11 protein-coding genes and 2 pseudogenes are annotated in these 13,777 nt (G+C 71.5%); 6 read left to right on the top strand and 7 right to left on the bottom strand.

Annotated elements, in window-relative coordinates:
• Positions 1 to 2 precede the first annotated feature (2 nt).
• Positions 3 to 1,496, top strand: a complete 1,494-nt coding sequence (locus ACPT94_RS05060; protein WP_425245213.1) for a glycoside hydrolase family 3 protein — start codon at positions 3 to 5, stop codon at positions 1,494 to 1,496.
• Positions 1,497 to 1,576: 80 nt separating this feature from the next.
• Here ACPT94_RS05060 and nagB read toward each other — a convergent pair whose 3' ends face one another.
• Positions 1,577 to 2,362, bottom strand: a complete 786-nt coding sequence (nagB, locus tag ACPT94_RS05055; RefSeq protein WP_360335987.1) for a glucosamine-6-phosphate deaminase — start codon at positions 2,360 to 2,362, stop codon at positions 1,577 to 1,579.
• Between the two features lie 573 nt (positions 2,363 to 2,935).
• Between nagB and ACPT94_RS05050 the strand changes: the two genes are divergently transcribed.
• Positions 2,936 to 4,411, top strand: a complete 1,476-nt coding sequence (locus ACPT94_RS05050; protein ID WP_360335985.1) for a sensor histidine kinase — start codon at positions 2,936 to 2,938, stop codon at positions 4,409 to 4,411.
• 211 nt (positions 4,412 to 4,622) lie between these two features.
• Here ACPT94_RS05050 and ACPT94_RS05045 read toward each other — a convergent pair whose 3' ends face one another.
• The gene (locus ACPT94_RS05045; protein WP_016639615.1) at positions 4,623 to 4,880 is read right to left on the bottom strand and encodes a WhiB family transcriptional regulator; all 258 of its coding nucleotides are present in this window, start codon (positions 4,878 to 4,880) and stop codon (positions 4,623 to 4,625) included.
• A 319-nt stretch (positions 4,881 to 5,199) separates the two neighbouring features.
• Positions 5,200 to 6,168 carry a diacylglycerol/lipid kinase family protein gene (locus tag ACPT94_RS05040; protein ID WP_425245212.1) on the bottom strand — a complete coding sequence of 323 codons (969 nt, stop codon included), beginning with the start codon at positions 6,166 to 6,168 and terminating at the stop codon, positions 5,200 to 5,202.
• A gap of 159 nt (positions 6,169 to 6,327) precedes the next feature.
• Here ACPT94_RS05040 and ACPT94_RS05035 point away from each other — a divergent pair.
• A pseudogene (locus ACPT94_RS05035) lies at positions 6,328 to 6,762 on the top strand (hypothetical protein); the annotation flags it as partial.
• 137 nt (positions 6,763 to 6,899) lie between these two features.
• On the opposite strand, the gene ACPT94_RS05030 reads toward ACPT94_RS05035, so the two are convergent.
• From ACPT94_RS05030 to ACPT94_RS05020, 3 genes are all read right to left on the bottom strand, one after another.
• Positions 6,900 to 8,000: an RNA polymerase sigma factor SigF gene (locus ACPT94_RS05030; RefSeq protein ID WP_360335979.1), complete on the bottom strand. Its 1,101-nt coding sequence runs from the start codon at positions 7,998 to 8,000 to the stop codon at positions 6,900 to 6,902.
• A 17-nt stretch (positions 8,001 to 8,017) separates the two neighbouring features.
• Positions 8,018 to 8,431, bottom strand: a complete 414-nt coding sequence (locus tag ACPT94_RS05025; RefSeq protein ID WP_003992877.1) for an ATP-binding protein — start codon at positions 8,429 to 8,431, stop codon at positions 8,018 to 8,020.
• Between the two features lie 270 nt (positions 8,432 to 8,701).
• Positions 8,702 to 8,962 (bottom strand): UBP-type zinc finger domain-containing protein, encoded by a 261-nt coding sequence (locus tag ACPT94_RS05020; RefSeq protein WP_360335977.1) that lies wholly within the window; start codon positions 8,960 to 8,962, stop codon positions 8,702 to 8,704.
• A gap of 60 nt (positions 8,963 to 9,022) precedes the next feature.
• On the opposite strand from ACPT94_RS05020, the gene ACPT94_RS05015 reads away from it, so the two are divergent.
• The gene (locus ACPT94_RS05015; RefSeq protein WP_360335975.1) at positions 9,023 to 10,621 is read left to right on the top strand and encodes a Na+/H+ antiporter; all 1,599 of its coding nucleotides are present in this window, start codon (positions 9,023 to 9,025) and stop codon (positions 10,619 to 10,621) included.
• A gap of 222 nt (positions 10,622 to 10,843) precedes the next feature.
• Here ACPT94_RS05015 and ACPT94_RS05010 read toward each other — a convergent pair whose 3' ends face one another.
• Complete coding sequence (locus ACPT94_RS05010) at positions 10,844 to 11,755, bottom strand: 1-aminocyclopropane-1-carboxylate deaminase/D-cysteine desulfhydrase (protein ID WP_425245211.1); 912 nt, start codon at positions 11,753 to 11,755, stop codon at positions 10,844 to 10,846.
• A 175-nt stretch (positions 11,756 to 11,930) separates the two neighbouring features.
• Here ACPT94_RS05010 and ACPT94_RS05005 point away from each other — a divergent pair, with 175 nt between their 5' ends.
• Both ACPT94_RS05005 and ACPT94_RS05000 read left to right on the top strand, forming a co-directional pair.
• On the top strand, positions 11,931 to 13,337 hold the full coding sequence (locus ACPT94_RS05005) for a family 2B encapsulin nanocompartment shell protein (protein ID WP_360335971.1): 1,407 nt from the start codon (positions 11,931 to 11,933) through the stop codon (positions 13,335 to 13,337).
• 112 nt (positions 13,338 to 13,449) lie between these two features.
• Positions 13,450 to 13,777 (top strand): annotated as a pseudogene (locus tag ACPT94_RS05000) (polyprenyl synthetase family protein); the annotation flags it as partial.

Genomic DNA, 13,777 nt, shown 5'->3' with positions numbered 1-13,777 from the left:
CGATGACGACAATCGCCAGCGGCACCGACACTCTGACGCGCGACGTCCTGACGGTGCTCCAGCCCGGTTTTCCCGGCACCACCGCCCCCGACTGGCTGCTGCGCCGCCTCGGTGAGGGCCTCGCGTCGGTCGGCCTGTTCGGCCGCAACATCGCCTCGCCCGAGCAACTGGCCTCGCTGACCGCCCAGTTGCGCGCCGAACGCGAGGACGTGCTCGTCGCGATCGACGAGGAGGGCGGCGACGTGACCCGCCTGGAGGTGCGCACCGGTTCCAGCTTCCCCGGCAACCTCGCGCTGGGCGCGGTGGACGACGTGGAGCTGACCCGAGAGGTCGCCTTCGAGCTGGGCCGCCGGCTCGCGGCCTGCGGGGTCGACTTCAACTGGGCCCCGTCGGCCGACGTGAACTCCAATCCGGGCAACCCGGTGATCGGCGTACGCTCCTTCGGCGCCGACCCCGACCTGGTCGCCCGCCACACCGCGGCCTACGTCACCGGCCTGCAGTCGGCGGGAGTGGCGGCCTGCACCAAGCACTTCCCCGGCCATGGGGACACGGCCGTCGACTCCCACCTCGCCCTGCCCCGCATCGACGCGAACCCGGCGGTGCTGGCCGAGCGGGAACTGGCCCCCTTCCGCGCGGCCATCGCCGCCGGCACGCGCGCGGTGATGAGCGCCCACATCCTCGTCCCCGCCCTGGACCCCGACCGCCCGGCAACGTTGTCCCGCCCCGTCCTGACCGACGTCCTGCGCGGCGACCTCGGCTACGACGGCCTGATCGTCACCGACGGCATGGAGATGCAGGCCATCGCCGCGACCTACGGCATCGAACGGGGGAGCGTCCTCGCCATCGCGGCAGGCGCGGACGCGATCTGCGTGGGCGGCGGCCTCGCCGACGACGAGACGGTACGCCGTCTGCGCGACGCCCTCGTCGCCGCCGTCCGCGCGGGCGAACTGTCGGAGGAACGCCTGGCGGACGCGGCGGAACGGGTCCGGGCGCTGGCCCGCTGGACCGGCTCGGCGAAGGCTTCCCCCTCCGCGGCGGATGTGACGCGCGTCGACATCGGCCTCCTCGCCGCCCGCCGCGCCCTGCGTCTCACCGGCGCCGACCGCTTCACCCCGCTCACCGAGGCCCCGTACGTCGCCGCCCTCACCCCGGTCGCCAACATCGCCGTCGGCGACGAGACCCCGTGGGGCATCACCGCGGAGCTCACCCGGCTGCTGCCCGGCACGGAGACGGGCAGCTTCGCCGGCGAGGAGGCGGGGCACGCGGCGCTGGCCGCGGCGGGGGAGCGCAGGATCGTCGCCGTGGTCCGCGACGAGCACCGCCACCCCTGGATGGCGTCGGCCCTGGACACCCTCCTCGCCGCCCGCCCCGACACCCTCGTCGTCGAGATGGGCGTCCCCCAGGCCCCGCCCCGTGGCGCCCTCCACCTCGCCACCCACGGCGCGGCCCGCGTCTGCGGCCGGGCGGCGGCGGAGGTCATCGCGGGCGTGCGGTAGTCCCTACGACGCCGAAGGCGCCGGGCTCCCTCCTGGGAACCCGGCGCCTTCGTGTCGTCCGGGGTGTGCGCGGCCGGTGCTCAGATCCCCTGCCACCGCGGCTTGTTGGCGTAGGTGTGCCGGAAGTAGTCCGCGAGCTTCAGCTTGGACGCGGCACCCTCGTCGACGACGACCGTCGCATGCCGGTGCAGCTGGAGCGCGGAGGCGGGGCACACCGCGGCAACCGGCCCTTCGACCGTCGCCGCGACCGCGTCCGCCTTCCCCTCGCCCGTCGCCAGCAGCACCAGATGCCGCGCCTCCAGGATCGTCCCGATGCCCTGCGTGATGACGTGGTGCGGGACCTGCTCGATGTCCCCGTCGAAGAAGCGCGCGTTGTCGACCCGGGTCTGCTCGGTCAGCGTCTTGATCCGCGTCCGCGAGGCCAGCGAGGAGCACGGCTCGTTGAACCCGATGTGCCCGTCGGTCCCGATCCCGAGCAACTGCAGGTCCACCCCGCCGGCCTGTGCCAGCGCCCTGTCGTACGCCTCGCACGCCGCCTGGACGTCCTCGGCGGTGCCGTCCGGGCCCAGGAACGCCTCCATGCCGATGCCGAGCGGCTCCAGCACCTCCCGCCGCAGGACCGAGCGGTAGGACTCGGGGTGGTCGGCGGGCAGCCCCACGTACTCGTCGAGCTGGGCGATCCGCGCCCGTGAGGTGTCCACGGCGCCGGAGCGCGCCTTGGCCGCGAGCGCCTGGTAGATGGGCAGCGGGGTGGAACCGGTGGCCACGCCGAGCAGGGCGTCGGGCTTGCGCCGCAGGAGCTGCGCCATGGCCTCGGCGATGAGCTCGCCGCCCGACCTGGCGTCCGGAACGATGACAACTTCCACGCTGGCCTGCCGTTCTGAGAAGGGGAGGGAGAAGGAGGGAAGGGGGGTCCGCGGCTATGTGGTTTAGACCAATCTAACAGAGTCGGCCCCCTCCGGCCGGGCGCCGCCCCTCGGAATTCCCGCCCCCGCCGCCCACTCTTCACCTCGCACGCGAACCTCGCCGAAATTGGCCTCCCATCCGGTCCCGCACAGGAACCCACACAGGCTAGGCTGCGTTGTGAATGTCAGGGCCTTCGACCAGTCCGCCCGGGCCGGGCGACCGGCTCGCGAACTGACAGCAACAAACAACCTCCGACGCATGGACACACGCAAGTGGTCTAGTCCACAATCTCAAAGGACTTCCGTCTTCCCCGCACAGGAAGGCGGACCGAGGATCCGGAGCTCTCTGCCCTGACTGCCCCGGTTCCTCACCTTCGGCCGACCGGGACCGCACACCCCGCGGCCGATATTGCTCCGGGCTGCGGTGCCGGGAGGGTTGAGGGTCCCTCTCAGGCGCCGCGGCCCGCGGGTGTTTCCGGGGGCGGCCACAGGCGCTTTTCGGACAGCTCCGACCGCCCGGGTACGCTCGCAGACGTGCCCTCCATGAACGAACTCGTACGCCAGCACACCGCACTCGGCGACTCCGACCTCGAGTGGCTCCATCTGCTGGTCTCGGAGTGGCAGCTGCTCTCCGACCTCTCCTTCGCCGACCTGGTCCTGTGGGTCCCCACCCGCGACGGCACCCGCTATGTCTCCGTCGCCCAGATGCGCCCCAACACCGGCCCCACCTCCTATCAGGACGACATGGTCGGCCACCTCGTCCCCCGCGGCCGCCGCCCCCTGCTGGACGCCGCGCTGGACGAGGGCCGGATCGTGCGCGAGGGCGACCCGGAGTGGCGCGAAGAGGTCCCCGTCCGGGTCGAGTCGATCCCCGTACGGCGCGAGGGCCGCGTCCTGGGCGTCATCGCCCGCAACACCAACCTGCTCACCGTGCGCACCCCGAGCCGTCTGGAGCTGACCTACCTCCAGAGCGCCTCCGACCTCGCGCAGATGATCGCGGCCGGCTCCTTCCCCTTCCCCGACCAGCAGATGGACATGGACGCGGCGCCCCGGGTCGGTGACGGTCTGATCCGCCTCGACGCGGACGGCATCGTCCAGTACGCCTCCCCGAACGCGCTCTCCGCCTACCACCGCATGGGCCTCGCCTCCGACCTGGTCGGCCAGCACCTCGGCCAGACCACCGCCGAACTCGCCCCGACCCGGGGGCCGGTGGACGAGGCGCTCGCCAAGGTCGCCAGCGGCTGGGCGCCCCGCGAGTTCGAGATCGAGGCCAACGACGGGGTCATCCAGTTCCGGGCGATTCCGCTCAAGCCCAAGGGCACCCGTATCGGCTCGCTCGTCCTGCTCCGGGACGTCACCGAACTGCGGCGCCGCGAACGCGAGTTGATCACCAAGGACGCGACCATCCGGGAGATCCACCACCGGGTGAAGAACAACCTCCAGACGGTGGCCGCCCTGCTGCGCCTTCAGGCCCGCCGTATCGAGTCCGAGCGGGGCAGGGAGGCCCTGGAGGAGGCGGTCCGCCGCGTCGGCTCCATCGCCATCGTCCATGAGACGCTGTCCCAGAACCTGGACGAGCGGGTGGAGTTCGACGAGATCGCCGACCGGGTCCTCGCGATGGTCGCCGAGATCTCCCCGGGCAAGGTCACCGGCCGGCGCACCGGGCGTTTCGGCATCCTGGACGCCGAGGTCGCCACCCCGCTGTCCATGGTGCTGACCGAGATCCTCCAGAACGCCCTGGAACACGGCTTCCGTGAGGGCGACACCGGCACGGTCGAGGTCTCCGCGGTGCGTGGCGGCACCACCAAGGAGGCCCGCCTGCTGGTCACCGTCCAGGACGACGGTGTCGGCCTGCCCGCCGGCTTCGACCCGCACACCTCCGGCAACCTCGGCCTGCAGATCGTAAGGACGCTGGTGGAGGGGGAGTTGGGGGGGACCTTCGACATGGTCCCGGCGCCGGAGCGCGGCACGCAGGTGATCCTGGACCTCCCGGTGCGCGCGCAGAAGTAGGCCCGGTTGCGGGCGGTGGGGCGAGTGCCGGGGCGGCGCCGGCGGTCGCGCACAGCAAGAAGCCCCGGACCGTTCAGGGGTCCGGGGCTCAACATGCTCGTTGCCAGCAATTGCTGCGCATCGGGGGTACTGCGCGCTGCGGCTCGGGGGCGGGAGATGCGTACTCGCTGTACGCGCCGCCAAGCTCAGGCTGTGTGCGGGGCGGGTGTTGTCAGGCGGAGGCCTGACGGGCCCGGTTGCGGGCGGCGCGGCGCTTCATGGCGCGGCGCTCGTCCTCGCTGAGACCACCCCAGACGCCGGAGTCCTGGCCGGACTCGAGCGCCCACTGCAGACACTGCTCCATAACCGGGCAGCGACGGCAGACGGCCTTGGCTTCCTCGATCTGCAGCAGCGCAGGACCGGTGTTGCCGATGGGGAAGAAGAGCTCGGGGTCTTCCTCGCGGCAAACGGCGTTGTGACGCCAGTCCATGGCTGCTACCTCTCCTTGGTATTACGTGCAGGTTGCTTGTGAATGTGAACGCTTTCACGAATCCCTCAACAAGTGAAGGGTCACCAGCCAGGTTTCCTGGCGCGGTCCTGGTGTTTGAAGAGGGGTTCCGGTGATCAGCGGATGCCGGTGTTGCGGGCTGTCCCGATCGCCACGTAGAGACTCGCAAACCTCAGCGGCGGATACAACCCCTTCCGGAAAGTTTTTTCTGATTCCTCGGTGTCGACTAGGTCACAGCCGTACTTCCATGGGGTGGATCCTGGCCTAAACGTTCGAGTGAAAGGACTTTAGCCCCTTCTGCTCACACAATCACACGCAGTGCACGGCGTACGCCTGTGAACGTCACGCTGGTACGCAGCCCCAGGTGGTCACCGTCCATCTGGAGGGGCAAGGGGACCTTCGAATGCAAGGTGAACTGGTCCAGGTCGTGCAGTGAGACGGCGTGCTTGCCGTGGGGGCCCCGCTCGGGGGACGAAGTGAGCAACTGGGTGCCATACCGGACAACCGCGGCCGTGGACAGGCGGCTCAGACCGAATACGTCGAGCGCGGTATCGAACGACGCCTTAGGCGACGCGTACACCGGGCGATTGCCCAGATAGGTCCACGGAGCCGTGTTGCAGACGATGGACAGCACCAAATCGGTCACCGGCTCGGCCTCCGGCCGCTCCAGGGTGATCGACCCGTGCCGGCGCTGCGGCTCACCGAGCAGCTGGCGCACGGCCTGGCGGACGTAAAGAGCGTGTGTGGATTTCTTGCCCCGCTCGCGGTGCTGCTCGACCCGGCCGACCACGCCCGCGTCGAAGCCGAGCCCGGCGTTGAAGGTGAACCACCGCGAGGGAACGGCCTCGTCCTCCGTGCCCGGGGTGCCCGAGGTCAGGCCGAGCCCGACCGTACGCTCACTGCCCTCACGCAGCGCGTCCAGCAGGGCGCCGGTGGCCTCGACGGGGTCGTTGGGCAGGCCCAGGGCGCGGGCGAAGACGTTGGTGGAGCCGCCGGGGACCACGGCGAGACCGGGCAGGCGCTCGGGGTCGGGCCCGGCGTGCAGCAGCCCGTTGACGACCTCGTTGATCGTCCCGTCGCCGCCGAGGGCGACGACCAGGTCTATGTCCTCGCTCTGCGCCGCCTGCCGCCCCAGATCACGCGCGTGCCCCCGGTACTCGGTGGTGACCGCCTCGAGCTTCATCTCACTCGCGAGCGCGTGGATGAGCACGTCACGCGTCCGTGCACTCGTAGTGGTTGCTGCCGGATTGACCACGAGAAGTGCACGCATGCATGGCAGCGTACCTACTGGGTGGTACCAGGGCACAGGCCGAGTAGGGATCAGGTAAGACATCGCCCCGTGAGCCTCGCCACGGCGCCTGTGCGCCGCCGCTCGCACGCCCCTGCGGGTGCCCGGAAGCGGGCCCGGTGCGAGGGCTACCCTTCAGGGGTGAGCAGTGAGCAGAACCCCGTCGCCCAGGAAACCGCAGGCCCGCGCCCGCGTCGTCTGACGTACGCCGCCGGGCTCACCGCCCTGGAGGGGCTGGCGCTGCTCGTCGGCGGGGTGTGGGTGCTCGTGCTCGGGATCACCGGCGACCCCGACGACCGGCAGCAGGCCATCACCGGCGGGGTGACGCTGATGGTGCTCGCGCTGCTCCCGCTGCTGGCCGCCCGCGGACTCCTGGGCCGCCGCGGCTGGAGCCGGGGCCCGGCCGTCATCACCCAGATCCTGGCGCTGCCCGTCGCCTACAACCTGCTGCAGGCCGACAGCATGGCGATCCCGGCCGGGATCGCGCTCGCGGTCGTCGCCGTCACCGCGCTGGTCCTGCTCGTCAACGCCGAGACGACCCGCGCCCTCGGGATCCGGGGGCCCGCAAACCCCGACCCCGGCGCCAAGATGTTGTGGGCGCTCCCGGACACGCCCCCACTGCCCGAACGTAGCCCTTACTGCCCGACGCAGCCCTCACTGCCAGAACGCAGCCATCGCTCTCGGACGTAGCCGTCGCCACCCGAAGGTGATCGTCACTCCTCGACGAGCAGCTTCTCCCGCAGCTGTGCCAGCGTCCGCGCCAGCAGGCGCGAGACGTGCATCTGTGAGATGCCGACCTCCTGCGCGATCTGCGACTGGGTCATGTTGCCGAAGAACCGCAGCAGCAGGATCCGCTTCTCGCGCGGCGGGAGGTCCTCGAGCAGCGGCTTGAGGGACTCGCGGTACTCCACGCCCTCCAGCGCCTCGTCCTCGGCGCCGAGGGTGTCCGCCACGGCCGGCGACTCGTCGTCGGTGTCGGGGACGTCCAGCGACAGCGTGGAGTACGCGTTGGCCGACTCCAGGCCCTCCAGGACCTCCTCCTCCGAGATCGACAGCTTCTCGGCGAGCTCATGGACGGTGGGGGAGCGGCCGTGCAGCTGCGACAGCTCGGCCGTCGCCGTCGTCAGCGCCAGCCGCAGCTCCTGCAGTCTGCGCGGCACCCGCACCGCCCAGCCCTTGTCGCGGAAGTGCCGCTTGATCTCGCCGACGACCGTCGGAGTCGCGTACGTGGAGAACTCCACCCCGCGGTCCGGGTCGAAGCGGTCGACGGACTTGATCAGGCCGATGGTGGCGACCTGGGTCAGGTCGTCCAGCGGCTCGCCACGGTTGCGGAAGCGGCGCGCGAGGTGCTCGACGAGCGGCAGATGCATCCGGACGAGCTTGTTGCGCAGCTCCGCGTACTCCGGGCTGCCCTCCTGCAGCGTGCGCAGCTCGACGAACATCGCCCGCGCCCCGCTGCGGTCCTGCGGCTCGCGGTCGCGAGGCGCGCGGTCCTGAGGCTCGTGCCGCGTGCCCGGCACGCCCTGGTCGTCGTCTCGCTCGTGCTCGCTCATCGTCCCGCCCGTCGCCCTCTGTCGAGCCTTCACCTCAGCCCGGCCGGGGGTACCCCCGATCCGCCTCTCCCGAGGCGAGTCCTGCGCGGCACTGTCCGGCAAGCCGGCCTCCACGGAGGCCGAGTCGTCCTCCGGATGCGGCCGAGCCTGCTCGGGAATGCCGTCGATGCCGTCCGCCATGTGTCGGGAACCGCCCGGAGAGACTGGATTCCCGGCGCCCTCGGCCGACAGCTCTCGTGTGCCGCGCTCTTCGTCCCGCACCGGCCCGTCCCCGTTCCTCACGCCGGCCCGGGTCCCGCGCCGCGCTGTTTGTAGAGGCTGATCGAAACGGTTTTGTCCTTGTCCACGGCGGAGGAGACCTTGCCCGCGAGGGCGGACAGCACGGTCCAGGCGAAGGTGTCCCGCGAGGGTGCGTGGCCGTCCGTGGTCGGCGCCGAGACGGTGACCTCCAGCGAGTCGTCGACCAGGCGGAAGACACAGCTGAGCACCGAGCCCGGCACGGCCTGCTGGAGCAGGATCGCGCAGGCCTCGTCCACCGCGATGCGCAGGTCCTCGATCTCGTCCAGGGTGAAGTCCAAACGGGCCGCGAGGCCGGCCGTGGCCGTCCGCAGCACCGACAGGTAGGCACCCGCAGCCGGCAGCCGGACTTCCACGAAGTCCTGGGTCGCGGGCTCGCCTGCGATCTGGGACACCCTCACCTCCAAGGTGGTACAAGCTTTTCGGGGCCGAGGGTCGCCCCCCGGGGTAACGCGTGTGTGGTGCAGCGGTGACGCTATCGCGCTCTCAAGTGTCCTGTCCCCGGGACCCCAACCCCCTGGCGTCACTCACAGTAAAACTGTGAATACGCTCCGTGTCTAGGGGTTTGCGAGCCTCAAAAGGAACAGGGCGCGCCGGGTTGACGTACCCAGGCGCCAGATGCTCGAACCGTACCCGCTGGACGAGCGGCCCGTCCTCGGACCTCCTCATACGAGGACGTGGTCGACGAAGCACCAGCGCCAGCTCTCCCCGGGTTCGAAGGTCCGCATGACAGGGTGGCCCGAGTTCTTGTGGTGCTCCGTGGCGTGCCGTCCCGGCGAGGAGTCGCAGCAGCCGACGTGGCCGCACGTCAGACACAACCGCAGCTGCACCGGGTGGGTGCCGTCCCGAAGGCATTCCGTACAGGTCTCGCTGAGCGGATCCGGATCGGGGTGCGGCAGCGCGTCGGCGTGCGTGCACTGTTTCATGATGGCCAGGTTACGACGGGCGTGCGGACGCCCGCGCGGAAAAACGAGGGCGGGCGGGACATGGACGTGATGCCACTGCTGTTGCTGGTGGCGGGCAGTGCGGCGATAGCGGCGGCCGCCCGGCGCACCCCGGTGCCCGCCCCGCTGCTCCTGGTCGCCGTCGGCCTGGCCGTCTCGTACGTCCCCGGCGTCCCGGACTACACCCTCGACCCCGACGTCGTCCTGCCCCTCCTGCTGCCCCCGCTGCTGTACACGTCGGCCACCGACAGCTCCTACCTCGACCTGCGCGCCCAGGTGCGGCCCGTGGCGCTGCTGTCGGTCGGGTACGTGCTCTTCGCGACCGTCGTCGTCGGCTGGGCCGCCTACCTGCTCGTTCCCGGACTCCCGCTGACCGCGGCGCTGGTGCTGGGCGCGGTGGTGGCGCCGCCGGACGCGGTCGCGGCGACGGCGGTGGCACGCCGGGTCGGACTGCCGTCGAGGATCACCACGATCCTCCAGGGCGAGTCCCTCCTGAACGACGCCACCGCGATCACCGCCTACAAGGTGGCCCTCGCGGTCGTGGTCGGCGAGGGCGCGTCCTGGGCGGGCGGCATAGAGGAGTTCCTGCTGGCGGCGGTGGGCGGCGTGGCCGTCGGTCTGATCCTCATGGCCCCGCTCCACTGGCTGCGCACGCATCTCAAGGAGCCCCTGCTCCAGAACACGCTCTCCCTGCTCATCCCGTTCGTCGCCTACTCGGCCGCCGAACAGTTCCACGCCTCCGGCGTCATCGCCGTGGTCGTCGTCGCCCTCTACCTCGGCCACCGCGCGTGGGAGGTCGACTTCGCCACCCGTCTCCAGGAGGAGGCAGTGTGGAAGATGGTCGCCTTCGTCCTGGAGTCGGCGGTCTTCGCCCTGATCGGCCTGCAACTCCCGGTCGTCCTGAAGGGCCTCGGCGCCTACGAGGGCGCGGCGGCCGCCTGGTACGCCGTCGCCCTCTTCCTCGTGGTCGTCGCGGCCCGCTTCCTGTGGGTGTACCCGGCGACCTTCCTGCCGCGGCTGCTGTGGGCCCGCATCCGTGAGCGCGAGGACAACCCGACCTGGCGGGGGCCGATCGTCATCGCCTGGGCCGGCATGCGGGGCGTGGTCTCGCTCGCCATCGCCTTCTCCATCCCGCTCACCGCCGACCACGGCGACGCGCCCTTCCCGCACCGCAACCTCATCCTCTTCCTCACCTTCACCACGGTCATCGGCACGCTGGTCGTCCAGGGCCTGACCCTGCCCCCGCTGATCCGCCTGCTGAAGTTCCCCGGCCCCGACCCGCAGGCCGCGACGCTCGCCGAGGCCAACGCCCAGGCGCAGGCCTCCCGGGTCGCCGAGGAGCGCCTCGACGCCCTCCTCGCCGACGAACGCAACGCCCTGCCCCCACCCCTCGCCGACCGCCTCCGCGACGTCCTGGAGCGCCGCCGCAACGCCGTCTGGGAACGCCTCGGCCAGACCAACCCGGTCACCGGGGAAACCGTCGACGACACCTACCGCCGCCTGTCCCGCGAGATGATCGGCGCCGAACGCGAGGTCTTCGTCCGCCTGCGCGACGGCCGCTACATCGACGACGAAATGCTCCGCGTACTGCTGCGCAGACTGGACCTGGAGGAGGCGGCGGCCTACCGGGAGGCGGGGTAGGGGCACCGGCGACCGGCCGCCGGGCCGACGCGGCTCGGGGCGCACGCGCCGTTGTTCCACACGCGCGCGTGCGTGCCGGGCCAGACGTTGGCGAGGTCCGCTGTTCCGCACGCGCGCGTGCGGCAGCCTCCGCCGTGCGGCGTCCGCTGCACGCGCACCGCGACGGCCCCGTGCGCGCCGGTGCTCGTCGAGCACCTCGCCACGACCCTTCGCCGACGAGCCTCAGCCGACGAACGGCGCCCCCGTCACCACCGCCGCGAGGCGCGTGCCGCACGGGAAGGCGCCCTCGTCGGCGAGAGCGACAAGTGCGTACAGCAACTTGGCGACATAGAGACGCTCGACGGGCAGTCCGTGGCGCTTCCCGAAGTCCTCGGCGAAGGCGTCGAGGGCGGGGGTAGTGCGGGCGTAGCCGCCGAAGTGGAAGCGTTCGTCGAGGTGCCAGTCGCCGCGAGGGCCGCCGAAGGCCTCCGTCTGCAGTGCCCGTGTCTCGGCGGTCAGGAACCCGCCCTTCAGGACCGGTATCCCGAGAGCCCGCCGGCCGGGGCCCAGGCCGGCGGCGAGGCCCGCGAGGGTGCCGCCGGTGCCGCAGGCGAGGGCGACGACGTCGGCATGGTCGCGGAGCTCCTCGCCGAGCGCCCGGCAGCCGCGCACGGCCACCGCGTTGCTGCCGCCCTCGGGGACGACGTACGCGTCCTCGGCGCCGGCCGCGCGCAGGACGGCCGCGAGGGTGTCGGGGTGGGTCTTGCCGCGGTAGGTCGACCGGTCGACGAAGTGCAGCCGCATCCCGTCGGCCGCACAACGGGCCAGGGAGGGGTTCAGCGGCCGGTCGGCGAGCTCGTCGCCGCGCACCACGCCCACGGTGGTGAGGCCGAGGAGGCGCCCGGCGGCGGCCGTGGCCCGCAGATGGTTGGAGTAGGCGCCGCCGAAGGTCACGACCGGCCGGCCGGCCGCCGCCTCCAGGTTCGGCACCAGCTTGCGCCACTTGTTGCCGATCAGGTCCGGGTGGATCAGGTCGTCCCGCTTCAGCAGCAGCCGAACGCCGTGCCGGGCGAACCGGTCGTCGGACACCTCCTGGAGAGGGGAGGGGAGCCGGGGGCGCAGGGCGGCGGGATCGAAGCGGGCGGGGCCGGTCACCAGGCCATTGTCGAACACCGTTCGGTGCGAAAGCACGCTCTGCCCAGACCGGCGATGATCCATTCCCGCTCGTTCGTGTAATGGTGCGAGCACGTTGAGTGATGGAAGGCTTGTCCGCGAGAACAGTGCGTCGGCGCAGTACGGCGCCTGTGCATGACTGGGAGGGCAATTCTCTATGTCGGTAGGCGAAGAGGTCCGCACCGGGCAGGTCAAGCCGCAGCAGAGTCTCGGCACCGCGGCCGCGCGGAACCTGGCCACCACGACCAAGTCCGCACCGCAGATGCAGGAGATCAGCTCCCGCTGGCTGCTGCGGATGCTGCCCTGGGTGGACGTGCAGGGCGGCACGTACCGGGTGAACCGGCGGCTGACGTACGCGATCGGCGACGGCCGGATCACGTTCGTCAAGACCGGTGACCGCGTCGAGGTCATCCCCGCCGAGCTGGGCGAACTGCCCGCGCTGCGCTCGTACGACGACGAGGAGGTGCTCTCCGAGCTGGCCCAGCGCTGCAGCCAGCGGGAGTACGCCCCGGGCGAGGTCATCGCCTCCTTCGGCAGCCGGACCGACTCGGTCTACCTGCTGGCGCACGGCAGGGTCGAGAAGGTCGGCACCGGCCCCTACGGCGACGACCAGGTCCTCGGGGTCCTCGCCGACGGCGCCTACTTCGGCGACCAGGCGCTCCTCGACGGGGACTGCATCTGGGAGTACACCGCCCGCGCCCACACGGCCAGCACGGTGCTGATCCTGTCCCGCCAGGACTTCGAACAGGTCGCGGAACGCGCCGACTCCCTGCGCGCGCACATCCAGCGCCAGCGCGCCATTCCCCACCAGCGCACCAACAAGTACGGCGAGAAGGCCGTCGACCTGGCCGCGGGCCACGCCGGCGAGCCGGACATCCCGCACACGTTCGTCGACTACGACGCGCGGCCGCGCGAGTACGAACTGAGCATCGCCCAGACCGTGTTGCGCATCCACACGCGGGTGGCCGACCTCTACAACCAGCCGATGAACCAGACCGAGCAGCAGCTGCGGCTGACGGTCGAGGCGCTGAAGGAGCGCCAGGAGCACGAGCTGGTCAACAACCGCGAGTTCGGACTCCTCCACAACTGCGAGTACGACCAGCGGATCCAGCCGCACGACGGCGTGCCCAGCCCCGACGACATGGACGAGCTGCTCAGCAGGCGCCGCGGCACCAAGCTGTTCCTCGCCCACCCGCGCGCGATCTCCGCGTTCGGCCGCGAGCTCAACAAGCGCGGGCTCGTCCCCGAGACGATCGACGTCGGCGGCAACCGGATCCCCACCTGGCGCGGAGTGCCGATCTACCCGTGCAACAAGATCCCGGTCACCGAGGCCCGCACCAGCTCGATCATCGCGATGCGTCTCGGCGAGCAGGACCAGGGCGTCATCGGCCTGCGCCAGTCCGGCATCCCGGACGAGATCGAGCCGAGTCTGTCCGTGCGGTTCATGGGCATCAACGAACAAGCCATCATCAAGTACCTGGTCACGGCCTACTACTCGGCCGCCGTGCTGGTACCGGACGCGCTGGGCGTCCTGGAGAACGTCGAGATCGGCCGCTGGCGGTGACCTCGCCCGTGCGCACGCCGTGTCCCCGCCCGCCGGAGCGGGTACAGCCAGGGCGTACGCGCCGGGTGGCAGCGCATCCGCCACCGCCCGCGGACCCTGCGAGGGGGACTCCATGACCGATTTCGTGGCGGAGACCAGGCCGCACTCCGCGAAGACCCGCGACAGGCGGGGGCCCGTGGGGGCCCGAAGCGGGCCGGGAGCGTTCGACGGGCAGGAGGCGGCGGCGATCCTGGAGGACGCCCGCGCGTCGGTGGACCCGGCGCTGCGCGCGGCCCTCGACTCGCTGCCCGGCTCGATGCGCCGGATCGCGCTCTACCACTTCGGCTGGGAGCACGCGGACGGCACACCGGCCGCGGGCAACGCGGGCAAGGCGATCCGGCCCGCCCTCGTCCTCGCCGCGGCCGCCGCCCTCGGCGGCCCGGCGGCCCGCGCGGCGGCCG

The sequence above is a fragment of the Streptomyces aurantiaciflavus genome (assembly GCF_049808595.1).
Lineage (GTDB): Bacteria > Actinomycetota > Actinomycetes > Streptomycetales > Streptomycetaceae > Streptomyces.
This window is presented reverse-complemented; position numbering and strand designations above follow the sequence as displayed.